Source organism: Sphingopyxis sp. OAS728 (assembly GCF_014873485.1).
GTDB lineage: Bacteria > Pseudomonadota > Alphaproteobacteria > Sphingomonadales > Sphingomonadaceae > Sphingopyxis.
On the sequence record NZ_JADBDT010000001.1, the window covers coordinates 3,711,434 to 3,737,885 of the forward strand.

A 26,452-nucleotide genomic window follows, 5' to 3' on the forward strand; every position below is an offset into this window, starting at 1 on the left:
TTATGTCCGTTCGTCCCAGGCTGAAATGACCCGCTCGCCCACGGCGGGGCGCAGCGTCGCGATGCCGCTGTCGGTATGGCGGGTCGGATGGACCCGGTTGGTGAGCAAGGTCCAGGCAAGACCGCGCTCGAAATCGATCCAGAGCCCGGTGCCGGTGAAGCCCGTGTGCCCGATCGTGTCAGCCGAACAGGCGTCGCCGCCATGCCATCCGGCAAAGGCGCGTTCCCATCCGCACGTGCGGTGACGTTCGTTCGCGGTGCGGATTTCGGTCATCATCGCCGGCGACAGGATTTCGCCCGCCATCAGCGCGCGCGCGAAGCCGAGCACGCCGTCGACGGTGCCGAACAGCCCCGCATGCCCCGGCGCGCCGCCGAGCGCATAGGCGTTTTCGTCATGCACCTCGCCCTTCATCACGCGTCCGCGCCAGCTACAGTTTTCGGTGGCGACCGCTGGGCCGGGTGGTGGGCCATAGGTGAGCTCCGCGCCGAGCGGCCAGTCGGACAGCGGCGCGCCGGTGAGGCGCTCGATCGCGATGCCGAGCAGGATGAAATTGATGTCCGAATAGACGGGCGGGCCGTGGCGCCATTCGCGTTGCAGGACGAAAGCGCGCAGCCGCGCCGGATCGTCGCCATAGGTATAGATCGGTTCGACCGCGGGCAGGAAGCTGCGGTGCATCAGGCAGTCGCGAAAGGTCAGTTTGCGTTCGGCGGCGCCCGCGACGTCATATTGGCGCAGGTCGGGGATCGCGTCGGTCAGCGGCCGGTCGAGGTCGAGGCGTCCTTCTTCCGCGAGTTTCAGAATCATCACCGTCGTCGCGATCACCTTGCTGAGCGAGGCGAGGTCGAACCAGTGCTCGCGGGTCAGCGCCTCGCGTTCGGGGACGAGCGCGGCGTTTCCGGCGAAGCGCACGTCGCGGCGACCGTCGGCCGACACAACGCCCAGCGCCGCCCCGGGAATACGCCCGGCGTCGAGCGCTGCTGTCACCGGCTCAAAGGCTCGGTCGATCATGGCCGATCGTCCACCCGCGCCTTGGCCCGTCCGACCAGCGGCAGGAACAATATCGCCGCGAGGCTGATCGCGCCCGAGGCCAGAAAGAAAAGGTCGAAGCCATTATATCCCGCTTCGTCCAGTCGTTCGACCACCGTGCCCCCCGCCCCCGACAACAAGCGCGGCAAGAGAAAGGCAAAGCCCGACAGGAACGCATATTGGGCGCCGGGATAGCGTGGATTCACCAGCATCGAGAGATAGACGACGAAGATGGCGCCCGCCATGCCATTGCCGAACTGGTCGGCGGCGGTGGCGATATAGAGCAGGTTCTGATCAAGCGGCTGGTGCGCGAGCCAGACGAAGCCGAAATTGCCGATCGCCGCAAAGAACGCCCCGATCGTCAGGGTGATGCCGAACCGCCAGCGGGTCGTCATCCATCCGCCCAGCCCGACGCCGACGATGCTGGAGGCCAATGCCACAACGCCGTCCGCCCAGCCAATCTCGGTCTTGGTATAGCCGAGCGCGAGGATCATCGGTTTCGACAGGTTGAGCGCCAGCACGTCGCCCATGCGATAGACGGAAACAAACGCCATCAGCGCGATCGCGAGGCCGCCATAGCGCCAGAAGAAGTCCACATAGGGACCAATCGCCGCTGACGCGCGCAGCGACGATGTCGGCGGGGCGTCGCGGATCCGGGGCAATAGGGCGGCCATCGCCAGAAACGGCAGCATCGCAATGCCGAGCACCCAAGGCGTGACATTGGTCTTGGCACTGATACCCAGACCCGCGGCGGCGCCGAGCAAGAGCCCGCCGACCACCGCAACCAGAACTGCGAGCGCGAACAGGATCGCCGTGCTCGTTACCAACCCGCTTGCCAACGCCGCTGAGCGGCCGCCGCCGCCGCGCCGTTCGGGCGGCAGCGCCGCGAGGATCGGCAGAGGCACGAACGCCGCCACCGCGATCAACAAATAGGCGGCCGTCCAGCCGGGCGCGATCCCCAATGCACGCAGCGCCGGCGCCAGACTGCCGTCGGCATCGGCGAACAAAAGCGCGCCGCTGCCCGCCGCTACCATTGCGGTGCGATATCCCCACAGGTTCGCGGCGGCGAGCGGCCCCTGCAGCTCACGCGTCGGGGCCAGCTCGATCCGCCAGGCGTCAGCGGCGACCTCCAACGTGGTAGTCCAGAACGCGAGCAAGACCGCGAACAAGGCGGTCAGCGCCAGACTGTCATCGGCGGATGTGAACGTCATCGCCAGCATCGCAGTCAGAATGCCGAGCTGCGACAGCATGATCCAGCCGCGTCTCTTACCCCAGAAGCGCGTGAAGCCGGGCACCGCATAGCGGTCGAGCAACGGCGCCCACAGAAATTTGAACGTGGGCAACAACTGCACCCAGGCGAAGAAGCCGATGATCGCCAGCGCAACTCCATGATCGGTCAGCCGCACCGCCAATATTGTCGAGAACATGTAAAAGGGCAGCCCGGCCGAAAAGCCGAGCAGCAGATAGAGCGCGCGCCAACGCCGCTGCGCCGATATGGCGGCACTGTCGTGCGAAACCATGATCGCCGGGGTATCGGCGTCGAATGCCGCGGCGGTCATCCGTTCGCCTCCGGCTCGACGGCCTTTTCCCATCGCGCGACGACGCTCGTAACGGTCAGGTTCGCGCTCGCGCTCGCGACGGTACGCGTCATGTCGAGCAGCCGGTCGAAGGGCAGGACGAAGCCGACGACGAGTGCGGTCTGCTCGGCCGACACCCCGACCGCCGAGAGTACGGCGGCAAGCATGAACAGCGATGCTGAAGGGATCGGCGCGGTGCCGAAGGCGGCGAGCGCACCCGTGAGCAGGACGACCGCGAGCATCGACAGATCGGGTTCGACGCCGACCGCCTGCAACGCGAAGATGCTGAGCAGCCCGACATACATGGCGGTGCCGTCCTTGCCGATGCTCGCACCGATCGGCAGCACCGTCTTGGCAACGCCCGGCGCGATCCGCAGATCCTCGAGCGCGATGCGCAGTGCGACGGGCAGGGTGGCGGCTGAGGAGGCAGTCGAAAAGGCGACCGCCAGCGCATCGACGATGGTGCGGTAGAAGCGGAGCACCGGCCGCCGTGCGACAAAGGCGATCAGCGGCACATGGACGAGCAATATCTGCAGCACCACGCCCGCCGCGACCCCGACCGCGAGCCAGCCGATGTTGGCGAACACCGCGACGCCATTGTCGGCGACCGCCTTTGCGATCAGCGCGAGCACGCCGAAGGGGGTGATCTCCATGACGATCCGCACCAGCTGGAACAGCACCTGTCCCGCCGATTGCAACAGGTCGGCCATCGGGCGCCCCGCTTCGCCCGCGAGGATGACGCCGAAGCCGAAGAGGATCGAGAAGAAGATGATCGCGAGCATGTCGCCCTCGACCAGCGCCTGCACGATATTGACGGGAACGATGCCGATCAGCTGGTCGTGCAGCGACTTGGCCTCGCCGAGCGCGTGCGGAACGGCATTGCCCAGTGCGGCGCCCTGTCCGGGTTCGAGCAGCAAGCCCACGATCATGCCGATCGACACCGCGCAAAAGGTGGTCGCTGCGAACAGACCGACCGTCCGCGCGCCGACCGACCCCAGCTTGCGCGGGTCGGCGAGCGCGGTGACGCCCGACGCGATGCTGATGAAGACGATCGGGACGACGAGCATCCGGATCACGCGGACGAACAATTCGCCGATGAAGGCGATCGCGCCGGTCGCCGCGGGCCATAGCAGCCCGAGCAGCACGCCGACCACCATCGCGCCCAATACGCGTTGCCACAGCGGCACTGCGAACCAGCCGCGAAGAAACCCCGTCATCCGTCCCCCTGCTTCGGTCGTGTCAAATCCCGCCCCAGAAACCGGGCTGCGGCGGCGACATGATACCGTTCGCCGCGCTGACCCCGCCTGTGCGATCCTCTGCAAGCCAGAGCGGTCCGTCAAGGTCGGCGAAGCTGCTCGTCGCCGCAATCGCCCACGCGGGCGCGATCGACAGCGACGAACAGATCATGCAGCCGGTCATCACGCCAAGCCCGCGCGCCCGCGCCGCCTCCGCCAGTTCGAGCGCAGCGGTCAGCCCGCCGGTCTTGTCGAGTTTGATGTTCGCGACGCCATAACCGTCGGGCAGCGTTTCGAGATCGGCCGCGACATGCACCGCCTCGTCGGCGGCGATCGGGATCGCCGAGCGGAAACCGATGAGATCGTGGTCGGCATCGGCGGGAAGCGGCTGTTCGAGCAGGTCGATACGCTGATCGCTCATCAGCCCCTGCAGGTCGCGCACCTCGGCGATCGTCCAGCTTTCGTTGGGATCGACGATCATTTTCGGCTTCGGCGCCGCGGCGCGGACGGCTTTGAGCGCGGCGGCCGGATCGTTGCGGTCGACCTTGACCTTCAGCAGCGGCGCGTCGGCGAGCGCCGCGGCCGCCACGGCCATAAGATCGGGCGTGTCGAGGCTGACGGTCATCGCAGTGACGATCGGGCGCAGCGGCTTTTCAAGGCCGAACGCCGCCGCCAAATCGCTTTCCGCCAGCCGCAGCTCCAGATCCCACAATGCGCAGTCGATCGCATTGCGCGCCGCACCCGCGGGCATCAGCTCCAGCAGCTCGTGCCGCGTCGCCCCCTGCTCGATCGCCCCGCGCATCGCCTCGATCGCGAGGATCGTGCTTTCGGCATTCTCGCCATAGCGCGGATAGGGCACGCATTCGCCGCGCCCGGTTACCCCATCCTGTGCGATCGCGACGGTCACCACCTGCGCTGCGGTCCGCACCCCGCGCGAGATGCGAAACGGCGTGTGCAGCGGCAATATCTCGCCGGCGACGGTCAGTCTGCGATGCATAAGGCGGTTCAGGCGGTTTCGGATAGGCTGGGTGCGGCGACGTCGGTTCCGAGCAGCCGGTCGAGGATCGTCTCGACCCCGAAGCGATAGGGGTCGCTCGTCGGCAGTCCGAACTCGGCCTCGATGCTGGCGCAGAGCGCACGCGCCTCGTCCTCGGGCATCGCCGAGGTGTTGAGCGCGATGCCGACGACGCGTACGTCGGCGCTCGTCAGCCGCGCCACGCGCAGATTGGCCTCGATCGTTTCGGCGATGCCGGGCAGCGGATAATGCGGCAGGCCGCGCATATGCGGACGCACCGGGTCGTGACAGAGGACGAGCGCCTCGGGCTGCGCGCCGTGGAGCAGTCCGGTCGACACCCCGGCAAAGGAGGGATGATAGAGCGAGCCCTGCCCCTCGATCAGGTCCCAGCCGTCGTCGCTGCGCGCGGGCGAAATCTGTTCGATCGCGCCCGAGATGAAATCGGCGACCACCGCATCGAGCGGGACGCCGTCGCCCGCGACCAATATGCCCGTTTGCCCGGTCGCGCGGAAATCGGCGGCGACACCACGCTTTTCGAGCGCGCTCGCGAGGCAGAGTGTCGTGTACATCTTGCCGACCGAACAGTCGGTGCCGACTGTCAGCAGCCTTTTGCCCGCGCGCTTCTTGCCGTTGCCGATCGGAATGTCGGGGCGCGGGTCGCGCACATCGTGCAGCTTGCGGCCCAGCCGCGCCGCGGCTGCAACCAGGCGCGGTTCGGCGTTCAGCCGGTGGTGCAGTCCCGATGCGATGTCGAGCCCGGCTTCCAGCGCGGCGAGCGCATCGACGATCAGATCTTCGCCTAGCTTGCCGCCGGCATTGGCGATACCCAGCACCAATGTCCGTGCGCCGGCGGCCTGCGCCGCGGCGAAATCCAGCCGGGGCAGGTTCAACGTCAGCGGGCAATCGTCGTGGCGAAATTCGCCGATGCTGATGTCGGGCCGGAACACCGCGAGCCCGCGCGAGGTCTTGATGTCGGCGGGGTCGCTCGAATGGCCGAGGTACAGAAGATAGGGTGTTTCGATCATATATCCGGGAAACCTGCGTGATGATGAAGCGCCGATGTTATCCCCGCCGCGCCCGCGGCCCCAATATCTAGCGCCCTATATCCTATAGCTTGACGCTATAGCCCTTCGATCACCGTTGCGAGCACCTGAAGGAACGCTGACGCGGTTCGTGAGGGCGGGCGGTTCTGCAGATAGACGGCGTTGATGTCGAAAGTGATCGCGGGTTGTAGCGGCCGGCTCGACAGGCCGGGGGCCAGCGCGGCATGCGCGGTGAAATTGTCGACGATCGCCATCCCGACGCCGGTGCCGACCAGCGCCGCCGCGACATAATAGGTGCGTGCCGACACCACCTCGTCCAGCTCGACCTCGAGCCGGCTGAGTTCGCTCGACAGCATCCGCCCGATCGGCCCGCCCTGTACCGGGCTGATGAATTTGTGCCCGCACAATTGGTCGAGGTGCAGCCGCGGCGGTGCGCCGGGCATGTCCTCTTCGCGATAGATGACGACGAGCTCGCCCTCGCCGATCACCTGATGCGCGACGGGCGCCGACAGCGGCACCTCGAAACTGATCGCGATGTCGGTTTCATGCTCGTATAATTTGCGCACCATTTCGTCGTGGTGCAGCGTCTGGAGGTCGAACATGATGTCGGCATGGTCGCCCATGAAGCGCGCGACCGCTTCGGGGATCGCGCCGAGGCCGAGCGAGGGCAGCGCCGAAATCCGGAGCAGGCCGCCGCGCCCGTGGCGCAAATTCTGACACGCCTGACGCAACGAGCGCACCCGGTCCTGAATGTCGGAGACTTCGGCGAACAAAGTGCGCGCATCCTCGGTCGGGATCAGCCGGCCTTTCGACCGTTCGAACAGGGTCAGCCCGATCGAGCGTTCGGCGTGGCGCAGCACCTTGGTCACCGACGGCTGCGACACGTTGAGCGACCGCGCGGCGGCGCTGACCGTGCCGTGCAGGAAGACCGCGTGAAAGATTTCGATCTGGCGCAGGTTCATCCGGTTACGGTCCCAATGCTGCGGTGACGGGGCATCGATACCCCTGATTTGCCCGAATTCTGCGGCGACTTCCCTCTCTATGCCATCGGGTTATAGGGGGTGCAACAACGCTCTCTGGACGTCCGGCGCTTATTGGGGACATCTCGGCGGCGGTCGTCTCACGAAAGGTCCTGTCGATGCCGTCTGTCTCGCTCTCCGTCCGCCGGACGATCGGTCTGCTGTCGACGGCGGCGGCACTGCTCTGCGTTTCGGGGGCGGCGGCCAAGGCCGACGAGGCGGTCGATGTGATCATCCGCGGCGGCACCATTTATGACGGCGGCGACGGCAAGCCCTTTGTTGGCGATGTCGCGATCCGCGGCGACCGGATCGTCTATGTCGGCAAATCGGGCCGCCATAAGGCGGGCAAGGTCATCGACGCGAAAGGCATGATCGTCGCGCCGGGCTTCATCGACCCGCACACCCACGCCGACAGCTTCATCCGCTCGCCAGACAAGGCCGTGCGCGTCAACGCCGCTTGGCTCAATCAGGGCGCGACCACCGTGATGATCGGGGTCGACGGGTCGGGCACGCCCGATGTCGCGGAGGATAGCGGCAAGCTCGCGGCGTCGGGGATCGGGACGAATATCGTGCCCTTCGTCGGTTTCAGTCCGGTCCGCCAACGCGTGCTCGGTCAGGACGCGCGCGCCCCGACCCCCGCCGAGCTCGACGCGATGAAGGCGCTGGTGGCCAAGGGCATGTGCGAGGGCGCGGTGGGTCTGTCGACCGGCCTCTTCTATGCCCCGCAAAGCTTTTCCTCCACGGGCGAGGTCGTCGCGGTGGCGCGCGAGGCGGCGATCCGCGGCGGCGTCTACGACACGCATCAGCGCGACGAATCGAGCTACAGCATCGGGCTGCTCGGGTCGGTGCGCGAAGCGATCGAGATCGGGCGCGAGGCCGGAATGCCCGTCCATTTCGCGCATCTGAAAGCGCTCGGCGTCGACGTCCATGGACAGGCCGGCGCGGTGATCGCGGCGATCGATGCAGCGCGAAAGGGGGGCGTCGACGTGACCGCCGACCAATATCCCTGGCTGGCGTCGGGATCGAGCCTCGACGCGTCGTTGCTGCCACGCTGGGCGGTCGACGGCGGCGGACCGGCGTTATTGAAGCGGCTGGGCGATCCCGCAACGCTGGAACGGATCCGGGAAGAGATGCAGGAGAATCTGCGTCGGCGCGGCGGCGCGAGCGCGCTGCTCCTGATCGCCGAGGGTTTTCCCTGGACCGGAAAAACGCTCGAGCAGGTCGCTGCCGAATGGAAAGTCGATAGCCGCGACGCCGCGCTGCGCATCATCCGCCAGAGCATCGAAGCGGACGATCAGGGGGAGAAGGGCGGCGGCACCGCGGTCGCGTCGTTCAACATGGCACAGGCCGACGTCGACCTGCTGATGAAACAGCCGTGGATGGTGACGTCGTCCGACGGATCGGATGGCCACCCGCGCATGTTCGCGACCTTCCCCGAAAAATATGTGCGCTATGTTCGCGAGCGGAAGGTCATCGACCTTGCCACCTTCATCCGCCAGTCGACGGGACGCACCGCCGACATCTACAAGCTCGACCGGCGCGGCTATCTGCGTCCGGGCTACTTCGCCGATGTGCTCGTCTTCGACCCCGACCGCTATGCGCCGCGCGCCGATTATGTGCGCCCGCGCGAGCTCAGCGTCGGGGTGAAGAAGCTGTTCGTCAACGGCGTGCTGGCGCTCGACGAGGGGCGGACGACCGGCGCCACTGCGGGCCGCGCCTTGTTGCGGCCGCACCCGGCCGGGTGCCCGTAACCGGACCCACGCTTCGGCCCGATCGCTGCACCTCTGCGGTACCCGCCATTGACAGGGCGGCACCGCTCGGCTTTATCGAAAATCGAATTATTAAAGCGCCTGCGCTTTATGAATCGAGTCTGTTTGGCGGGGGGCGCCGGGCATTCGGATAAGCTTGAAGGACAGTCCAGCGATGACGCTTAACCTTCCGGGTCTTGACCGGCGGCAATCGACGAAAAATGGTCCCGAGGCGCGCGATGCGCGGCTGACGCTCAGCCTTTCGGGCACCAATCTGGAGCGCGCGGGCGACTATAACCAGCGCATCGTGCTCCAGGCCATTCGCTTGACCGAGGAGACGACGCGGAGCGACCTCGCACGCGTGACCGGACTGACCCCGCCGACGATCGTCAACATCACCAAGCGGCTGATCGATATGGGCCTCGTGAAGCCGGCCGGGCGGTTGCAGGGCAAGCGCGGCCAGCCCGCGATGCGGATCGTCATCGATCCCGACGGCGCCTTCTCGATCGGGCTCAACATCGACCGCGACCATATCTCGTTGGTGACGCTCGATCTCGCTGGCAAGATCCGCAGCCGCCACACACGCGAAATCGCCTTCGCCTTGCCGGGAACGGTCGTCGATCATGTTCGCGAGATATTGCCCGGGCTGCTCGAAGAGGGTGGCGTCGCCCGGGACCGCATCCTTGGCGTGGGCGTCGCTCTGCCCGACGACCTCGGGCGAATTTCACTGCCGCACCGCCCCGCCGAATATGACGCGTGGGATGGCATCGATCTCGGGGCGCTGCTCGGCGAGGTGCTCCCTTGGCCGCTTCATGCCGACAATGATGCCGCCTCGGCGGCGCTCGGGGAGGTCCATCTGGGCAATGGCATCGCGCTGCCCAGCTTCTTTTATCTGCTGATCAGCGCGGGCCTCGGCGGCGGCCTGGTGATCGACCGCAGCTATGTCCGCGGTGCGGATTCGCGGTCGGGGGAGATTTGGGCGATGCCCGATCCGGCGCGCGGCGAGGGCGCGAATGTGCAGGATACGGTTTCGCTGTCGGCGCTTTACGCCCGCCTCGAAGCGGCGGGGCATGTCGTCGATGGGCCCGAGGCGCTGATCGATGGCTCGGCGGCACAGGAGGCCGTGATTGTCCAATGGCTCGACGATGCCGCGGATGTGCTGGTTCAGCCCCTCATCGCGGTCAATTGCCTGATCAATCCGGCCGCGATCCTCATCGGCGGCCGCCTTCCGGGCAAATTGGTCGATGCGCTGGTCGAGCGGCTCAACGCGCGGATGGCGGGGCGCAAGCTTCCCGTGGTGGCGCCGGTGCTACGCGCCGAGGCGTCTGACGATGCATCGGCGATCGGCGCCGCGATCATCCCGTTCCTCGACCATGTCCTGCCGTCGGAATCGATCCTGATGCAGGCGGGGCGCTGACGCTCTACTCGATCCGCTGCGCCATCTCGTCGAGGTCGACGCCGCGCGTTTCGGGGAAGATCGCCGCAACAACGATAAATTGCAGCACCATCGCGGCGGCAAAGATCACGAACGGCGCGCCGGGCGACCATGCCACCAGGATCGGGAAGATACCCGCGATCAGTGCGTTCATCAGCCAATGCGTGCTGGCGCCGAGCGCGCTGCCGCGCGCGCGGACCGGCGTCGGGAATATCTCCGAGATATAGACCCAGATCACCGCGCCCTGGCTGGTCGCGAAGAAGGCGATGAAGCCGACAAGCGCGGGCAGCATCAGCCCGTTATCGAGCGCGCCGTAGAGAACGCCCGCAGCAGCGGCGAGGCACAAGGTCATACCCGCCGCGCCCGCGAGCAGCAGCGTCTTGCGCCCGATCCGGTCGATCAGCGCCATGCCGACCAGCGTGAAGACCAGATTGGCGATGCCGATCAACACCGCCTGGCGGTCGGGCGACAGCGAGCCGGCGCGCGCGAAGATGTCGTTCAGATAATAGAGCACCGCGTTGATGCCCGCGAGCTGGTTGAACATCGCGACGAGGATGGCGAGCGTCATCGGGCGGCGGTGGCGGCGCCATGAGAGCTTCTCGCCGGGCGGGTCGCGTTCGAGCGCCTGTTCGACGCGGCGGAGTTCGGCTTCGGCGGCGTCGGGGGGCGTGCCGATCCGTGCCAGTGCGGCAGCAGCTTCGCTCCGGCGCCCCTTCGCGACGAGCCAGCGCGGGCTGTTGGGGATCGCGAACAGCAGGACGAAGAAGAGCAGGGCAGGGGCGGCGGTGATGCCGAGCTTCCACCGCCACGCCGTTTCGCCATCGATCAGCCCGGCAATCGTCGCATTGCTGAGATAGGCGACAAGGATACCGGTCACGATCATCAGCTGGAACAGGCCGACCAGCAATCCGCGGTGCCGTGGCGGCGCGATCTCGGCGATATAGACCGGCGCGAGCACCGACGAGCCGCCGATCGCGAGCCCGCACAGGAAGCGGAACAGGAGGAACAGCGGCCAGCTCGGTGCCAGCGCGCAGCCGAGCCCCGCGATGAAGTAGAAGGCGGCGAGCATCCGCAGGCTGTCGCGGCTGCCGAAGGCATCGCCCGGCTTGCCCGCAAATAGCGCGCCGACGAGGGTACCCCAGAGCGCCGCCGACACGGTGACGCCGAGCGTTTCGGGGGTGAGTGCGAACAGGTCGGTCAGATCACCCGTCACCCCGGCGATCACGGCGGTGTCGAATCCGAAGAGGAGCCCTGCAAGCGCTGCGGTGCCGATTGCGGCGGCGAGGGTGCCGCTGCCTCCGATGCGCTGCGGCGTGCTCGGATCAGAATATGCGTCGCGGTCGGGCTGCCCTGTCATCCACTCTCTCCAACGGCGAGCGTCAGCGCCCGTCCTGATTGCCGACCAACATGCCACAAAGGCGATTTCGATCAAATAAATTAATTTTCATTATTATCTTGACGGGGAACGCTCCGCCGAGGCAGTTTTCGAGCGACCAGAATCGGAATGGCGGCTGGGAAACAGGGAGAGGTTTGTGCCCGCGACATTGCTTGCGACCCATCGCGTGGAAAAGCCCTGGGGGCGCCACCAGCTATGGGGGCCGTTCGGCGATCCGCCGGTGGGCGGCGAGCCGATAGGCGAAATCTGGTTTCAGGCGCCCGGCGACAGCACGCCCGACCTTCTGATCAAATATCTCTTCACCAGCGAAAAACTGTCGGTGCAGGTCCATCCCGACGATGAACAGGCGCATGCGCGCGGGCTACCACGCGGCAAGGATGAATGCTGGCTGATCCTCGATGCCGCGCCCGATTCAACGATTGCGATGGGAACGAAGGCGCCCGTTGACAGGGCGGTGCTGCGCGACGCCGCGCTCGACGGCAGTATCGAGCAATTGCTCGACTGGAAGCCGGTCAAGGCAGGCGATTTCTTCTACGTCCCCTCGGGCACGGTACATGCAATCGGCGCCGGGCTCACGGTGATCGAGGTGCAGCAGAACAGCGAGACGACCTATCGCCTCTATGATTATGGCCGCCCCCGCGAACTGCATCTGGAGGACGGCATCGCGGTGTCCGATCCGCAGCCTTATGCCGCCTATCCGTCGCCGGGCCGCGTTGCCGACGATCGCACCATCCTCGTCGACGGGCCGAAGTTTGTGCTTGAGCGGCTGAATGGTGGTGCACGCACGATTGCGCTGCCGGTCGGCGTCACCGCATGGCTGATTCCGGTTTCGGGCAAGGGCAGCGTCGATGGCGTCGCTTTCGCGGCGGGCGAATGTCTCGCGCTGACGGGCTCGGTGCAGCTTGATGCCGACACCGGGGCAGACCTGTTGCTCGCCTATCCGGGCGGGGAGCGATTGGCATGACAGCCCGGCGCTCGGGTACCGCCTGGACCTTCGCTTATGTCACCATGCTCTTCTTCGTCTGGGGCGCGGTGACAGCGGTCAACGACATTTTGATCCCTGCGGTGAAGGCGATCTTCGCGCTCAGCGACACCGAAAGCTTCCTCACCCAATTCGCCTTTTTCATGGCCTATGGCGTCGTCTCGCTGCCCGCGGCAGCACTCATGGGACGGCTGGGCGCCGCCAATTCGATCATTGTCGCACTGGGCACGATGATCGTCGGCTGCCTGATCATGCCGTTCGCGACGATCGTGCGCGAATATGCGATCGTGCTCGTCGGCCTGTTCGTGATCGCGTCGGGGATCACGCTGCTGCAGGTCGCGGCGAACCCGCTGTCGGCGTCGCTCGGCCGCCCCGAACGCTCGCATTTCCGACTCGTGCTCAGTCAGGCGTTCAACTCGCTGGGCACGGTGATCGCGCCCTATCTTGCCGCGCGCACGTTGCTCCAAGGCGGGCTGTTCGAAGCGGGCCCGGTGACCGAAGCAAAGATCGCCTATTCGCTGGGGCGGATCGACGTCGCCTATATCTTCATTGCGGCGGTGATCGCGGTGCTGGCGATGTTCCTTTACCGCGTCCGCCACGAGATCACGGCGGCCGCGCCGTCGGCCGAAAAGAGCGCCGGTATTGCGAGCGCCTTCGCCTCACCTTGGGCGCTCGCGGGGGCGCTCTCGATTTTCCTCTATGTCGGCGCTGAAGTCGCGATCGGCAGCGCGATGGTGAATTTCCTCGAGCAGCCCGATGTGTTCGCGATCAGCGCGGTGCAGGCGGGCAGTCTCGTCAGCCTCTATTGGCTCGGCGCGATGATCGGCCGCTTTATCGGCTCGGGTCTCCTCTACAAGCTGCCCGCGGGGCCGCTCCTCGCGGTGGCCGCCGTCGCCGCGGCGCTGCTCTGCCTCACCATCAGCCAGATCAGCGGGCCGGCAGCGGGTGTGCTCGCCATCTCGGTCGGGCTGTTCAACTCGATCATGTTCCCGGTGATTTTCTCGCTGACGATCGAGCGGTCGACCGCGCCCGCGTCGGCGACGTCGGGGCTGCTCTGCATGGCGATCGTCGGCGGCGCGCTTGTCCCGCTCGTCTTCGCGCAGGTCGCCGACGCGAGCGGCAGCCGCTTCCTCGCCTTTCTGGTGCCGATGGCCTGTTACCTCGTCATCGCGCTGTTCGGCTGGCGCGCGTCGCGCGTGCCCGCGCGAGCCACAGCCTTCGCAAATTCGCTGCACTGACCACGCACACAACAAAATATTCAGGGAAGAGGGTCGCAATGAATATCGAAATGCATTTGAAGCGCGGGCGAAAGATTGGCGTGATGCTCGCGTCGGCGGCGGCGATCATGCCGCTCATGCTAACTTTCTCGCCGGTGTCGGCACAGCAGAAATCGGGCCAGTCGCCCGTCGAGCTCGCCGATCCGCTCGTTGGTACCGCGCCGCTCGACGATCCGAAGCTGATCGGCAACGCGCCGCCGCCGGGCGAGCCCGTCTATTCGGGACAGACCACACCCGCCGCGATGCTGCCGCACGGATCGGTCGCCGCCGCGCCGGTCAACAATAATATCGAACTCCAATATCCGAACGGCGTCCCCGTTCCCTATTATTATACCAACCCGACGATGATCGGCTTCACCGGTGGTGGTGGCCCGACCTATGGCGGCAACGCCGAGCCGTTCATCATGCCGGTGGTCGGCGACTGGTCGCCGCCGCCCGCATACAGCCAGTCCTGGTATGACAAGTCGCGCGAGAAGGCGCGGCCCGGCTATTATTCGGTCTATCTCGATACCTTCAAGACGCAGGCCGAACTGACGGCGACGCGTTGGGCAAGCGTGATGCGCTTCACCTTTCCCCAGAGCGAGCGGTCGAACGTCATCATCAACTTCCCGCGTCACGGCGGCACGGTCGAGGTCGTCGGCGACAGCATCGTCCGCGGCAAGTCGGGCAAGGGCCATGGCGGCGAAGGTGTCGATGGCGCCTATTTCGTCGCGCATTTCTCGAAGCCCTTCACCGCGCTCGGCACCTTCCGCAAGTCGCCGGGCGACAATCAGGGCTGGGGCATCGGCACCAGCGACGTCCAGCCCGGAACGCGCGCCCTCTCGGGCAGCTATGCGGGCAGCTATGTGACCTTCCGGACCACGGCGAACGAGCAAGTGCTGGTGAAGATCGCGCACGGCACCAGCTATGAACAGGCCGAGCAGCGGCTGGCCGCCGAAGTGCCGGGCTGGGATTTCGACGGCGTCCATGCGGCTGCGCGTGACCAGTGGGCGACGCTCCTTGGCCGCGTCCGCGTGTCGGGCGGGACCGACAAGCAGCGCAAGCTCTTTTACTCGACGCTCTATCAATCCTTCGCCAGCCCGCGGCTGATCGCGGCGAAGGGCGAGAAATTCGCGGACACCAACGGCAAGGTCCAGACCGCGACGCACGACCGTTATGGCCCGGTGCCCTTCTGGGATACGGGGCGCAACCAGATTGTGCTGCTCGAACTGATGGAGCCCGAGGCGGTCCAGAATATCATGGCGTCCGAACTCGCGATGGCGCGCGAGAAGGGCTATATGAACACCTCGTTCCACGGCGACAATGCGGTGTTCCTCTACCTCGGCGCGTGGGAGCGCGGCATCGAGTTCGATTATGAAGCCGCCTATGAATATATGCGCAAGAACGCGACCGACCCGAAAGGGCCGCGCGGCTATCTTGCCGAATATATGAAGCAGGGCTGGATTTCGGACATCGTGCCCGATCACAATCCCAGCCCGCCTTATGCCGGCGGCAAGGCTGGCGCGGCCAAGACGCTCGAATATGCGTGGGACGATTATGCGCTCGCACTGTTCGCCAAGAAGCTCGGCAAGGATGCCGACTACCGGATGTTCCTGAAGCGTGCGGGCAATTATGCCAACGTCTTCGACAAATCGATCGGCTTCATCCGCGGCCGCACCGCCGACGGTAAGTGGATCGCACCCTTCGACCCCGCCGAGCCCTATTATAATTTCATGATGAAGGAAGCGTCGGGCTGGTCGACGCTCTGGCTCGCGCCGCACGATGTGCAGGGGCTCATCGGCCTGCTCGGTGGGCGCAACGCATTCAACGCCAAGCTCGACGAGTTTTTCACCAAGCCGTACAACCCGACCGGCATCTGCCGCGACTGCACCGGCGTGATCGGCCAATATGTCCACGGTAACCAGCCCGACCAGCAGGCGCCCTATTATTACAACTGGAGCGGCCAGCCGTGGAAGACGCAGGCGCTGGTGCGCCAGATCCTCGACCGCACCTATGGCAGCGATGCGTCGGGTTACGGCTATCCGGGCATGGACGATCAGGGCGCGACCTCGTCATGGTACGCGCTCTCGGCGCTCGGCTTTTACCCCGTCGATCCGTCGAGCCAGGATTATATCATCGGCAGCCCCGTGTTCGACGACGCCAGCCTCGACATGGGCAATGGCAAGACGCTGCGCATCGTTGCGAAGAATAATTCGCCGACCAACGTCTATATCCAGTCGGCGACGCTGAACGGAAAGCCGTGGAACAAGCCATGGTTCCGCCACGACGACGTGAAGGACGGCGCGACCTTCGTTTTCACCATGGACGCCAAGCCGAACAAAGCGTGGGGCGCCGCGCCCGACGCCGCACCGCCGTCGATGTCGCGAAAACGCTGACCAGCCCCCTCGCCTCCGCGCCCCCCGCGGAGGCGCGAGCCCAGGACCCGCCATCCCCCCAAGGGTCCTGGGCTCTCCCCATTCAACAGGAGAGTTATCATGCGCAGCCTCTTGATCACCGCTTCTCTTCTCGCCCTTGCACCCGTCGCGGCACAGGCGCAGACCACCGCCGCACCGCCGACTGGTGACGCCGTTTACACCAGCGACCTGATGACCCGCTGGGGCAAAGATGTGACCCCCGAAAACGCGTGGCGCCTTTATCCGCGCCCGCAGATGGTGCGCGAGCGCTGGGTCAACCTCAACGGCCTGTGGGACTATGCGATCGCGCCCAAGGCGGCCGAGCGGCCCGCGGCGATGGACGGAAAGATCCTCGTGCCATTCCCCGTCGAATCCAAATTGTCGCGCGTTGCGCGCAAGGTCACGCCCGACGACCGCGTCTGGTATCGCCGTAGCTTCACCGTTCCCGCCGACTGGCGCGGCCAGAATGTCATGCTCAACTTCGGCGCGGTCGATTATGAGGCGACGGTGCGCGTCAACGGATCGGTCGTCGGCTCGCACAAGGGCGGCTTCGACGCCTTCGGTTTCGACATCAGCCCCTATCTGAAGCCGGGCGCGAACGAACTGGTCGTCGAAGTCACCGATCCGACTAGCGCGGGCACCCAGCCGCGCGGCAAGCAGATCCTCGATCCCGCGGGCATCTGGTACACCGCGGTCAGCGGTATCTGGCAGACGGTGTGGATCGAGCCGGTGCCGAAACTCCACATTGCAGAGGTGCGCGCGACGCCCGATATCGACCGCGGCACCGTCGACGTCGCGGTCGCGCTGTCGGGCTGGGCGAACGACAATGACGCGGTGCGGCTGACCGCGAGCGCGGGCGGCAAGACGATCGAATCGACGATCATCCGCGCGAACCGGCAGGCGACGCTCGCGATCCCGAACGCGCATCTCTGGTCGCCGAGCGATCCCTATCTCTACGACCTCAAGGCCGAGCTGGTGACGATCGCCGATCCCTATGCGGGCGAGGCCGAGCGCGACCGCAAGGCCTATGACTCGCGCTTCACCGACCATGAAAGCCGCGTCTATGCGAAGGCGAAGGTGCAGGGCGCGCCGCGCGACAGCGTCGCCGCCTATTTCGCGATGCGCAAAGTGTCGGTCGGACCCGGCCGCGTCGCCGGACAGCCCGCGATCCTGCTCAACAACAAGCCGCTGTTCCAGCACGGCACGCTCGATCAGGGCTGGTGGCCCGACGGGCTTTATACGCCGCCGTCGGAAGAGGCGATGAAGAGCGACATCGTCTTCCTGAAAAAGGCCGGGTTCAACATGCTCCGCAAGCATATCAAGGTCGAACCCGCGCGCTATTATCACGACGCCGACCGGCTCGGCATGCTGATCTGGCAGGACATGCCCTCGGGCGGCGGCGAGGACCAATATCTCGCCGGCACCAGCCAGTATCAGGCGATTTTCCCGTCGGAGACGCTGGCCGAGCAGCAGAAGCAATTGTCCGAAATGATCGGTGAGCTGCGCGCCTTCCCCTCGATCGTGACCTGGGTCGTGAACAATGAGGGGTGGGGCCAATATGATTCGGCAACCCTCACGCGTTTCGTAAAGGGGATCGACCCGACGCGGCTGGTCGATGCCAATTCGGGCTGGCTCGACGTCGCGCCGAAGGATTCCGACATGCTCGACATCCACACCTATGAGGATGTGCCGAAGACGCCGTCGCTGCAGACCGATCGCGCGATCGTGCTTGGCGAATATGGCGGGGTCGGTTTCCCCGTGCCGGGGCATATCTGGAAACCGGGCAAGGGCAATTGGAGCTATCAGGTCGCGCAGGACGAGAAGGAATATCTCGTCCGCTTCCGCCGCAAGATGGAGGGCGTGATCCGGCAGGCGAAGGAGAATGGGCTCAGCGCCTCGGTCTACACCCAGACGACCGACGTCGAGGACGAGATCAACGGTCTTTTGACCTACGACCGCGCGGTGCCGAAGGCGTCGGCGGACGCGCTGGCGGCGATCGCCGCGCCGCTGTGGAGCACCCCGACTCCGGACTGACCGGAGGCGGGCGAAAGCGTGGCGGCACCCGCCGTCCCCGGAGTCGGGGATGGCGGGCGCGGTGAGCCGTGTCCGTGAGTCGATACCAACGGAAAACTGCGAAAAATTCGGCATTTGTGACGGGTTTGTAACGGTTCGTCGCGTCCCGCCATCGGCTCGCAAAATTTATTTTGACAAATTGTTTTTTATATTCTGATAGGGGGCTCAACGGGTCGAAGTGATCCGCTGCTCGGCGACTCTGAAAGCGCCGAATAACGAGTGGGGGCGAACAGCCCCTCGAACAGGGAGGTCGATGTGATGAAGGCAGGACAAATCCATTCAGCGAAGGCGACGCGGCGCGAACGGTTGCTGCGCGAACTGATGCTGGGCGCGGGCGCGCTCGCCGCATTGGGCAGCGCCGGACAGGCTTATGCGCAGGCCGCGCCCGCAGCGCAGCCGCAGGCGCCTGCTGACGACACGGCCGAAGCGCCGGGCGACGCGATCGTCGTCACCGGCTATCGCAAGTCGATCGAGCAGAGCCTCGAGCAGAAGCGCGAAGCCAATTCGCTGATCGAAGTCATCACCGCCGAGGATATCGGCAAATTCCCCGACAAGAACGTCGCCGACGCGCTGCAGCGTGTCCCCGGCGTGATCATCACGCGTGACGGCGGCGAGGGCAGCCGCGTCAGCATCCGCGGCCTTCAGTCGGACCTCACCCTGACCCTGCTCAACGGCAATTTCATCGCCGGCGCCGACAGCGGCGATCCGTCGCGCTCGTTCAACTATGTCCTGCTGCCGTCGAACTTCATCGCCAGCACCGAAGTCTATAAGTCGGCCGAAGCGCGGCTCGAAGAGGGCGGTGTCGGCGGCACCGTGATCCTCAACACCCGTCGGCCGTTCGACCTGCCGGCCTGGTCGGGCTTCGTTTCGGCCGAGGGCACCTATTCGGACACGACCAAGAAATTCGACCCGCAGATCGCCGGGCAGATTTCGTGGAAAGACCCCGAAGAACGCCTCGGCTTCCTGATCGGCGCGACCTATCAGGAGCGCGCGAACCGCGAACTGCGCGGCTCGACCGAAACCTGGCGCTGGTGGAGCGACCGCGACGCGAACGGTGACATCATTACGCCGGCGACCGACGTCAACGGTAATCCGTTCGAAAATGACGATGCGATTTCCTATTGGCCCGGCACCGGCGTGACCGGGCAGGATGGCAAGCATTATTCGGGCTATTGGGCGCCGCAGTCGGTCAACGCCGAAGTCTTCTCGCAGCAGCGCAAGCGCCTCGGCATCCAGGCGACCGCGCAGATGCGCCCGATCGAAAATCTGACCGTCACGGCCAATTATTTCCGCTTCGACTACAAGAGCAACTGGCAGAGCAATGTGCTGAAGATCCCCGAATGGGGCTATGGCAATTTCTTCACCGCGCCGACCTTTGACGAGAGCGGCACGATCTTCCAGTCGGCGACCTTCCAGGTGCCCGCCGCGGGAACCGGCTGTCTTGCGCGGCCGACGCCTTGCACGATGGAAACGCCGCAGATCGCGGGTTCGTACAGCCGCGAAAAGCAGGTTTCGAACACGTTCGAGACCGAAGTCGCCTGGAACCAGGATAATTTCGACGCGGTGCTGAAGTTCGGCAAGACGAAGGCGACCGGCGGTCCGTCGATGCGCTTCGGCGTCGCCGCGAAACCGCGCCTGACCGTCACCGGACAGGAGCAGAACGGCAACTTCCTCAGCATGTGGGATTTCACCGGCGGCAATCTCAACATGGAATTCTCGCCCGAGCTGCAGGAGAATATCAAGAACGGCATCGCGCAGATCGACGTCGGCTCGACGGGGTCGGGCTTTACCAACAGCGCGATCTCGCAGCGTTATGCGCAGCTCGATCTCGTCCGCCGCTTCGACGGATTGCTGAGCGCGTTCCGTGTCGGCGGCAAGTGGCGCGAAATGAGCATTCACCGCGAAACCGGCCGCAACGAATGGTATGCCGATCCGGCGACCAAGCGCCGCTATCAGGACACGCCGGAAGGCGCGATCGCACGGCCCGAATATTTCTATGACACGCCGATCGGCAACATCGGCGGCGGGTTCAACGCGAACCTGTTCCCGGGCATCAATTTCAGCAATTATCTCGACTATATCAATAAGACCTACGGCCCGTCGGTCCGCGTTCCTGAACCGAACAACACCTATGACCTCAAGGAAAAGGTGTTCGCCGGTTATGTGCAGGCTGATTTCGAAACCGGCCCGCTGCGTGGTAACATCGGCGTCCGCGTCGCGCACACCAAGCAGTCGGGGCTGACCTCGGACCGCTTGCAGTTCCTCAACGATTATTGCGTCGACGGTCCGGGCGGCCCGCTCGATCCCAATGTGCCGCTCGGCCCCGACGGCAATTGCCAGGTGCGGCCGCTCTCCGAGCGCGAGGTGATCGTCAACACGCAGGTCGATCAGTCGAAGAGCTACACCGACTGGCTGCCCAGCCTGAACGTCGTCTATGAAGTCACCCCCGACATCGTCGTGCGCGGCGCGGTCGCCAAGGTGATCTCGCGCCCATCGTTCAACGACCTCGGCTCGCAGCGTTCGCTGACCTATCGTTCGGAAGCCTATGCCTTCGACCGCGGCCAGTTCGGCGAGTTCGAAGGCTGGTCGGGCAGCGGCGGCAACGCCGACCTCCAGCCCTTCTCGGCGTGGCAGTACGACCTTGGCGTCGAATGGTACTTCAAGCGCGGCTCGGTGCTCGGCGTCGGCCTGTTCCGCAAGGATGTGTCGGACTTCGTGGTCCCGCTCGTGCTCGACGTGACGCGCGAAGTGAATGGCGAGCAGGTGCTCATCCAGCCCTATTCGACCGTCGCCAACGGTTCTAATGCCAAGTCGCAGGGCGTCGAACTCTATGCCCAGCATACCTTCGACTTCGGTCTCGGTGCGCAGGTGAACTTCACCTATAACGACACGTCGGTTGCCGAGATCACCCTCGACGGTGAAGCAGTCGGCAAGTCGGCGCTCGTCGGCAGCGCCAAGACGCAGGTCAACGCGTCGGTCTTCTACGAAACCGACAAATTCCTTGTCCGCGCCTCGTACAACCGTCGCGGCGAAGTCGTCGGCGGGCTCTCGTCGGGCCTCAATGTCTACACCGACCCCTATGAACAGGTCGACATCAACGCCTCGTACGAGCTGATGGACGGGCTGATGCTCACCGCCTCGGTCATCAACCTGACCAAGTCGGAAGAACGCCAGCACCTTGGCAACGACACCAAGGACCGCTTCGTTCGCAGCAACTATTTCGGCCGCCGCGCTTACGTTGGCGTTTCGTACAAGTTCTGATGGGGCCCATACCCCAGCTCTCCCACTTGGGTGGCTCCGCAAGGAGCCACCCACCTCTTTCCAGAAGAGCTGGTATGATTATTATGACAGATAAAGCGGGGAGCGGCGCAGAGTGCGAGTCGGGTTGAAATCGCTGATCTTGGGGATGGCGCTGCTTAACGGCGGTACGGCTGCGGCAGAGAATCCGATCGTCCCCGGCTGGTACGCCGATCCCGAAATCCGCATCTTCGGCGACCGTTACTGGATCTATCCGACCTATTCGGATCATGGCGACACGCCCGATCTCTCGCGCCATTTCAACGAACAGCAGAAAAAGCTGCGCGAACAGAAGACGGTCCGCCCGTCCTATCATTTCCAGACCTTCTTCAACGTCTTTTCCTCGCCCGATCTCGTCCACTGGACGAAGCACAGCCACGCGCTCGACGTCGAGAATGTCGCCTGGGCCGCCTATGCCGTCTGGGCGCCGTCGGCGATCGAGAAGGACGGCAAATATTATCTCTTCTTCGGCGCGAACGACATCCAGTCGGACGACCAGCGCGGCGGCATCGGCGTCGCGGTCAGCGACCGGCCCGAGGGGCCGTTCAAGGATGCGATCGGCAAACCGCTGATCGATGCCTTTCACAATGGCGCGCAGCCGATCGACCAGTTCGTTTTCCGCGACGATGATGGGCAGCATTATCTCTATTATGGCGGCTGGAAGCATTGCAACGTGGTGCGCCTCGGCAACGATTTGACCTCGATCGAGCCCTTCGCCGACGGCACGACCTACAAGGAAATCACGCCCCCCGGCTATGTCGAGGGATCGTTCATGGTGAAGCGGAAGGGCGTCTATTATCTGATGTGGTCGGAGGGCGGGTGGACCGGCCCCGACTATTCGGTTGCCTATGCGATGGGGCCGTCGCCGACCGGCCCGTTCAAGCCGATGGGCAAGATTCTCGAGCAGGATTTCAAGATCGCGCGCGGCGCGGGGCATCATTCGGTGGTCAATGTGCCCGGCACCGACGACTGGTATATTGCCTATCACCGCCGCCCGCTGGACGAGACGAGCGGCGAGCGGCGCCAGCTCGCGATCGACCGCATGATCTTCAACGCCGACGGCACGATCGCGCCGGTGAAAATGACGAACGAGGGCGTCGCAGCACGCCCGCTGCCGACACGGGCGGCAAACAGGGGAGAGACGAAGTGAAGACGATCCGCAAGACGATGCTGGGCGCCGCCGCAAGCGCGCTCGTGCTGGGCAGCGTGGGGACGCCCGTCGCGCTCGCGCAATCGAGCGCGCAGCAGGTCGAGCTCGTCGATTACGTCAACCCGCTGATGGGCACCGATTCCAGCTATCGCCTGTCCTACGGCAACACCTATCCCGCGGTCGCGGTGCCCTTCGGCATGAACAGCTGGACCCCGGTGACGGGCGAGCCCGGCAGCGGCTGGGGCTATACCTATGATGGCGAGAAGATCAGCGGCATCAAGCAGACGCACCAGCCGAGCCCGTGGATGAACGATTATGCCGCCTTTGCGCTGATGGCCGAAACCGGCCCGGTGAAGGTCAAGCAGCAGGAACGCGGCAGCTGGTTCAGCCACAAGGCCGAGGTCGCGCGGCCCTATTCGTACAAAGTCTATCTCGCCGACTATGACGTGACCGCCGAGGTCGCGCCGACCGAACGCGCCGCGCAGTTCCGCTTCACCTTCCCCGAAAGCGACGACGCGCACATCCTGCTCGACGGTCTCGCGGGCGGCTCGATGGTCAAGGTCGACGTCAAGAACCGCCGCATCACCGGCTATGTCCGCAACAATCACGGCGGCGTGCCGGACAATTTCCACAATTATTTCGTCGCCGAATTCGACCGCGACTTCACGCTCGCGCGCACTTGGGCGGGCGAGAACGCGCCGACGAACGAGCTGGCGCGCGAAGGCGACCATGTCGGCGCGGTACTGAGCTTCAAGACGAAGAAGGGCGACAAGGTCCATGTCCGCGTCGCCTCCTCGTTCATCAGCCCCGAACAGGCGCTGTTGAACCTGCGCAGCGAAATCGGCAGCGACAGCTTCGACACGACGCAGGCGAAGGCGAAGGCGGCGTGGGAGAAGGAACTGTCGCGTATCCGCGTCACCGATCCCGACCCCGAAAAGGTCCGGACCTTCTATTCGTCGCTGTACCGGATGCTGCAATTCCCGCGCGTTTTTTACGAAAAGGACGCGAACGGAAAGATCGTCCACTACAGCCCGTACGACGGCAAGGTGCACGACGGTTACATGTTCACCGACAACGGCTTCTGGGACACGTGGCGCGCGGTCTTCCCCTTCTTTGCGCTGATGTATCCCGAGCTCGACAGCCAGATCATGCAGGGACTGGTCAACACCTATAAGGAGGGCGGCTGGCTGCCCGAATGGGCGAGCCCCGGCTATCGCAACGTGATGATCGGGTCGAACTCGGCGAACCTGATCGCCGACGCCTATTATAACGGCGTGCGCGGCTTCGATGTCGAGACGCTGTACGAAGCGATGATCAAGAATGCGACGACGAGCGAGGGCCGCCCGAAGGACAAGGCGGGCAAGGTCATCGCCGCGGTCGGGCGTGAGGGCGCCGAATATTATAACCGCCTCGGTTATGTCCCCTATGACGTCGGGATCAACGAGAATGCTGCGCGCACGCTCGAATATGCGACCGCCGACTTCTCGATCGCGCAGCTCGCAACGCTGCTCGGCAAGAAAGCCGATGCGAAGAAATATACCGAGCGCGCGCTGAACTATCGCAAGCTCTATAACAAGGAGAGCGGCTGGATCCGCGGCCGCAACCAGGACGGATCGTGGTCGACGCCGTTCAACCCCTATAAGTGGGGCGACGCCTTCACCGAGGGCAATGCGCTTCACTATAGCTGGGCGGTGATGCAGGACGTCCAGGGTCTGATGACCCTGATGGGCGGGCGCGAGAAGTTCGTCGAACGCCTTGACGCAATCTTCACCACGCCGCCGATCTTCGACGAAAGCTATTATGGGCAGGTGATCCACGAGATCCGCGAGATGCAGATCGTCGACATGGGGCAGTACGCCCATGGCAACCAGCCGATCCAGCACATGCCCTATCTCTATAATTGGGCCGGTGCGCCGTGGAAGACGCAGCATCATGTCCGCGACATCATGGCGAAGCTCTATTCGTCGGCGCCTGACGGCTATCCGGGCGACGAGGATAACGGCCAGACCTCGGCCTGGTATGTCTTCTCCGCCTTGGGCTTCTACCCGGTCGCCTCGGCGACGGGCGAATATGCGATCGGCAGCCCGCTGTTCCAGAAGGCGGTGCTGACGATGCCCAACGGCAAGACGCTGACGATCAACGCCGCGAACAACAGCAATGCGAACGTCTATCTCCAGTCGGTCGCGCTCGGCGGCAAGCCGCAGAGCAAGACCTATTTCACCCACAGCGCTTTGTCGCAGGGCGGAACGGTCGACTTCGTGATGGGCGCCCAGCCGAACAAGCAATGGGGGACCGCCCCCGCCGATGCGCCCTTCTCGATCAGCGGGCGTGGAAAGTAGGATGAACATGACCCCCAATCGCCGCGAGATCATGGCCGGCGCCGGCGCACTCGCGCTGGCGGCCGCGATGCCCGCCGCCGCACGCGCCGCTGCGGGCGGCTTCGCCAGCAAGCGTCCCGCGCCCGCCGAGCGCGCCTTCACCAGCCCCGCGATCGAGGCCGAAATCGCCCGCGTGAAAGCCAAGATCGCCGACCCCGAACTCGCGTGGCTGTTCGAGAATTGCTACCCGAACACGCTCGACACGACGGTGCAGACGGGGACGCTCGATGGCCGTCCCGACACTTTCGTCATCACCGGCGATATCGAGGCGATGTGGCTGCGCGACAGCTCGGCGCAGGTGCAGCCCTATATCCACCTCGTTGCCAAGGATGCGAAGCTCAAGCGGCTGTTCCAGGGGCTGATCCAGCGGCAGGCGCGCTGCATCCTGATCGATCCCTATGCCAATGCGTTCGACAAGGATCCGACCGCACCGTCGAAGCTCGAATGGTCGCAGACCGACAAGACCGAGATGACGCCCGGCGTCGCCGAGCGGAAATGGGAAATCGACTCGCTCTGCTACGCGATGCGGCTGTCCCACGAATATTGGACGCGCACGAAGGACAAGGCACCCTTCGACGACACATGGTCGCGCGCGATGAAGCTCGCGGTCGCAACCTTCCGCGAGCAGCAGCGCAAGAACGGCCCCGGCCCGTACAGTTTCCAGCGCCCCGCGCTCCAGCCGACCGACAGCCTGATGCTGAGCGGTTATGGCGCGCCGACGAAGAAGGTGGGGCTGATCCACTCGATGTTCCGCCCGTCGGACGATGCGTGCCTCTATCCCTTCCTCATCCCGTCGAACCTGTTCGCCGTGTCGGTGTTGCGCAAGATCGCCACCGTCCTCCGCGAAGCACGTGGCGACAATGCGGCGGCAACCGATGCCGAGGCGCTCGCCGCCGAGGTCGACGCCGCGTTGAAGGCGCATGCGCTGATCGACGATGGCAAGGGCGGTCAGGTCTGGGCCTATGAGATCGACGGCTTCGGCAACTATGTCTTCATGGACGACGCCAATGTGCCGAGCCTGTCGGGGTTGCCGCTGATCGACGTCGTCGACAAGAAGGATCCGATCTTCCTGCGCACCGCGGCGCTCGCCTGGTCGGAGCGTAACCCCTATTTCTTCCGGGGCACGGCGGCCGAGGGGATTGGCGGGCCGCACATCGGTCTCGACATGATCTGGCCGATGTCGATCATCACCCGCGCGATGAACGCCGACGACGATGCGACGATCCTGCAATGCCTGCGCTGGCTGAAGACGACGCACGGCGGCACCGGCTTCATGCACGAAAGCTTCCACAAGGATGATCCCAAGAATTTCACGCGCAGCTGGTTCGCATGGGCGAACGCGCTGTTCGGCCAGCTGATCGTCGAGGTCGCTGACAAGCGCCCCGCGCTGCTCGCGCGGCCGCTGTGA

General features: G+C 65.0%; 17 protein-coding genes. 10 read left to right on the forward strand and 7 right to left on the reverse strand.

Features of this window, described 5'->3' with window-relative positions; all coding sequences use genetic code 11:
* The 6 genes from GGC65_RS17650 to GGC65_RS17675 form a co-directional block, all read right to left on the reverse strand.
* Complete coding sequence (locus GGC65_RS17650; protein ID WP_192648355.1) at positions 1-1,008, reverse strand: serine hydrolase domain-containing protein; 1,008 nt, start codon at positions 1,006-1,008, stop codon at positions 1-3.
* Entirely contained in the window at positions 1,005-2,585 is a 1,581-nt protein-coding gene (locus GGC65_RS17655; protein WP_225940883.1) for a permease, read from the reverse strand. The genes GGC65_RS17650 and GGC65_RS17655 overlap by 4 nt, the downstream gene beginning before the upstream one ends.
* Complete coding sequence (locus tag GGC65_RS17660; protein WP_192648356.1) at positions 2,582-3,820, reverse strand: dicarboxylate/amino acid:cation symporter; 1,239 nt, start codon at positions 3,818-3,820, stop codon at positions 2,582-2,584. Before GGC65_RS17660 ends, GGC65_RS17655 begins: the two co-directional genes overlap by 4 nt.
* 22 nt (positions 3,821-3,842) lie before the next feature.
* Positions 3,843-4,835, reverse strand: coding sequence for an N-acetyl-D-Glu racemase DgcA (gene dgcA, locus GGC65_RS17665; protein ID WP_192648357.1), 993 nt, complete (start codon positions 4,833-4,835; stop codon positions 3,843-3,845).
* An 8-nt stretch (positions 4,836-4,843) separates the two neighbouring features.
* The gene (gene dgcN / locus GGC65_RS17670; RefSeq protein WP_192648358.1) at positions 4,844-5,878 is read right to left on the reverse strand and encodes an N-acetyltransferase DgcN; all 1,035 of its coding nucleotides are present in this window, start codon (positions 5,876-5,878) and stop codon (positions 4,844-4,846) included.
* 95 nt (positions 5,879-5,973) lie between these two features.
* Positions 5,974-6,858, reverse strand: coding sequence for a LysR family transcriptional regulator (locus tag GGC65_RS17675; protein ID WP_192648359.1), 885 nt, complete (start codon positions 6,856-6,858; stop codon positions 5,974-5,976).
* 176 nt (positions 6,859-7,034) lie between these two features.
* On the opposite strand from GGC65_RS17675, the gene GGC65_RS17680 reads away from it, so the two are divergent.
* On the forward strand, positions 7,035-8,666 hold the full coding sequence (locus tag GGC65_RS17680; RefSeq protein WP_192648360.1) for an N-acyl-D-amino-acid deacylase family protein: 1,632 nt from the start codon (positions 7,035-7,037) through the stop codon (positions 8,664-8,666).
* 172 nt (positions 8,667-8,838) lie between these two features.
* Complete coding sequence (locus GGC65_RS17685; RefSeq protein ID WP_192648361.1) at positions 8,839-10,080, forward strand: ROK family transcriptional regulator; 1,242 nt, start codon at positions 8,839-8,841, stop codon at positions 10,078-10,080.
* Positions 10,081-10,084: 4 nt separating this feature from the next.
* Here the strand turns inward: GGC65_RS17685 and GGC65_RS17690 are convergent, their stop codons facing one another.
* Positions 10,085-11,455, reverse strand: a complete 1,371-nt coding sequence (locus GGC65_RS17690; RefSeq protein WP_225940884.1) for a sugar porter family MFS transporter — start codon at positions 11,453-11,455, stop codon at positions 10,085-10,087.
* A gap of 175 nt (positions 11,456-11,630) precedes the next feature.
* On the opposite strand from GGC65_RS17690, the gene GGC65_RS17695 reads away from it, so the two are divergent.
* The 8 genes from GGC65_RS17695 (at position 11,631) to GGC65_RS17730 (ending at position 26,452) form a co-directional block, all read left to right on the forward strand.
* Positions 11,631-12,458 carry a class I mannose-6-phosphate isomerase gene (locus tag GGC65_RS17695; protein WP_192648362.1) on the forward strand — a complete coding sequence of 276 codons (828 nt, stop codon included), beginning with the start codon at positions 11,631-11,633 and terminating at the stop codon, positions 12,456-12,458.
* Positions 12,455-13,714, forward strand: a complete 1,260-nt coding sequence (locus GGC65_RS17700; protein ID WP_192648363.1) for a sugar MFS transporter — start codon at positions 12,455-12,457, stop codon at positions 13,712-13,714. The genes GGC65_RS17695 and GGC65_RS17700 overlap by 4 nt, the downstream gene beginning before the upstream one ends.
* 38 nt (positions 13,715-13,752) lie before the next feature.
* Positions 13,753-16,128, forward strand: coding sequence for a GH92 family glycosyl hydrolase (locus GGC65_RS17705; protein ID WP_225940885.1), 2,376 nt, complete (start codon positions 13,753-13,755; stop codon positions 16,126-16,128).
* A gap of 99 nt (positions 16,129-16,227) precedes the next feature.
* Complete coding sequence (locus GGC65_RS17710) at positions 16,228-18,180, forward strand: glycoside hydrolase family 2 protein (RefSeq protein WP_225940886.1); 1,953 nt, start codon at positions 16,228-16,230, stop codon at positions 18,178-18,180.
* A 297-nt stretch (positions 18,181-18,477) separates the two neighbouring features.
* Complete coding sequence (locus GGC65_RS17715; RefSeq protein ID WP_225940887.1) at positions 18,478-21,480, forward strand: TonB-dependent receptor; 3,003 nt, start codon at positions 18,478-18,480, stop codon at positions 21,478-21,480.
* Positions 21,481-21,604: 124 nt separating this feature from the next.
* The gene (locus tag GGC65_RS17720) at positions 21,605-22,666 is read left to right on the forward strand and encodes a glycoside hydrolase family 43 protein (RefSeq protein ID WP_225940888.1); all 1,062 of its coding nucleotides are present in this window, start codon (positions 21,605-21,607) and stop codon (positions 22,664-22,666) included.
* A gap of 17 nt (positions 22,667-22,683) precedes the next feature.
* Positions 22,684-25,005, forward strand: coding sequence for a GH92 family glycosyl hydrolase (locus GGC65_RS17725; protein ID WP_192649606.1), 2,322 nt, complete (start codon positions 22,684-22,686; stop codon positions 25,003-25,005).
* 7 nt (positions 25,006-25,012) lie between these two features.
* Positions 25,013-26,452, forward strand: a complete 1,440-nt coding sequence (locus tag GGC65_RS17730; protein ID WP_192649607.1) for a glycoside hydrolase family 125 protein — start codon at positions 25,013-25,015, stop codon at positions 26,450-26,452.

What these genes read in the sequence shown, in the direction of transcription:
- GGC65_RS17660 (WP_192648356.1), bottom strand. Translation starts at nt 3,820, where the DNA reads ATGACGGGGTTTCTTCGCGGCTGGTTCGCAGTGCCGCTGTGGCAACGC.
- GGC65_RS17725 (WP_192649606.1), top strand. Translation starts at nt 22,684, where the DNA reads ATGCTGGGCGCCGCCGCAAGCGCGCTCGTGCTGGGCAGCGTGGGGACG.
- GGC65_RS17730 (WP_192649607.1), top strand. Translation starts at nt 25,013, where the DNA reads ATGACCCCCAATCGCCGCGAGATCATGGCCGGCGCCGGCGCACTCGCG.
- GGC65_RS17715 (WP_225940887.1), top strand. Translation starts at nt 18,478, where the DNA reads ATGAAGGCAGGACAAATCCATTCAGCGAAGGCGACGCGGCGCGAACGG.
- GGC65_RS17655 (WP_225940883.1), bottom strand. Translation starts at nt 2,585, where the DNA reads ATGACCGCCGCGGCATTCGACGCCGATACCCCGGCGATCATGGTTTCG.
- GGC65_RS17650 (WP_192648355.1), bottom strand. Translation starts at nt 1,008, where the DNA reads ATGATCGACCGAGCCTTTGAGCCGGTGACAGCAGCGCTCGACGCCGGG.
- GGC65_RS17680 (WP_192648360.1), top strand. Translation starts at nt 7,035, where the DNA reads ATGCCGTCTGTCTCGCTCTCCGTCCGCCGGACGATCGGTCTGCTGTCG.
- GGC65_RS17705 (WP_225940885.1), top strand. Translation starts at nt 13,753, where the DNA reads ATGAATATCGAAATGCATTTGAAGCGCGGGCGAAAGATTGGCGTGATG.
- dgcA (WP_192648357.1), bottom strand. Translation starts at nt 4,835, where the DNA reads ATGCATCGCAGACTGACCGTCGCCGGCGAGATATTGCCGCTGCACACG.
- GGC65_RS17700 (WP_192648363.1), top strand. Translation starts at nt 12,455, where the DNA reads ATGACAGCCCGGCGCTCGGGTACCGCCTGGACCTTCGCTTATGTCACC.
- GGC65_RS17685 (WP_192648361.1), top strand. Translation starts at nt 8,839, where the DNA reads ATGACGCTTAACCTTCCGGGTCTTGACCGGCGGCAATCGACGAAAAAT.
- GGC65_RS17690 (WP_225940884.1), bottom strand. Translation starts at nt 11,455, where the DNA reads ATGACAGGGCAGCCCGACCGCGACGCATATTCTGATCCGAGCACGCCG.
- dgcN (WP_192648358.1), bottom strand. Translation starts at nt 5,878, where the DNA reads ATGATCGAAACACCCTATCTTCTGTACCTCGGCCATTCGAGCGACCCC.
- GGC65_RS17675 (WP_192648359.1), bottom strand. Translation starts at nt 6,858, where the DNA reads ATGAACCTGCGCCAGATCGAAATCTTTCACGCGGTCTTCCTGCACGGC.
- GGC65_RS17710 (WP_225940886.1), top strand. Translation starts at nt 16,228, where the DNA reads ATGCGCAGCCTCTTGATCACCGCTTCTCTTCTCGCCCTTGCACCCGTC.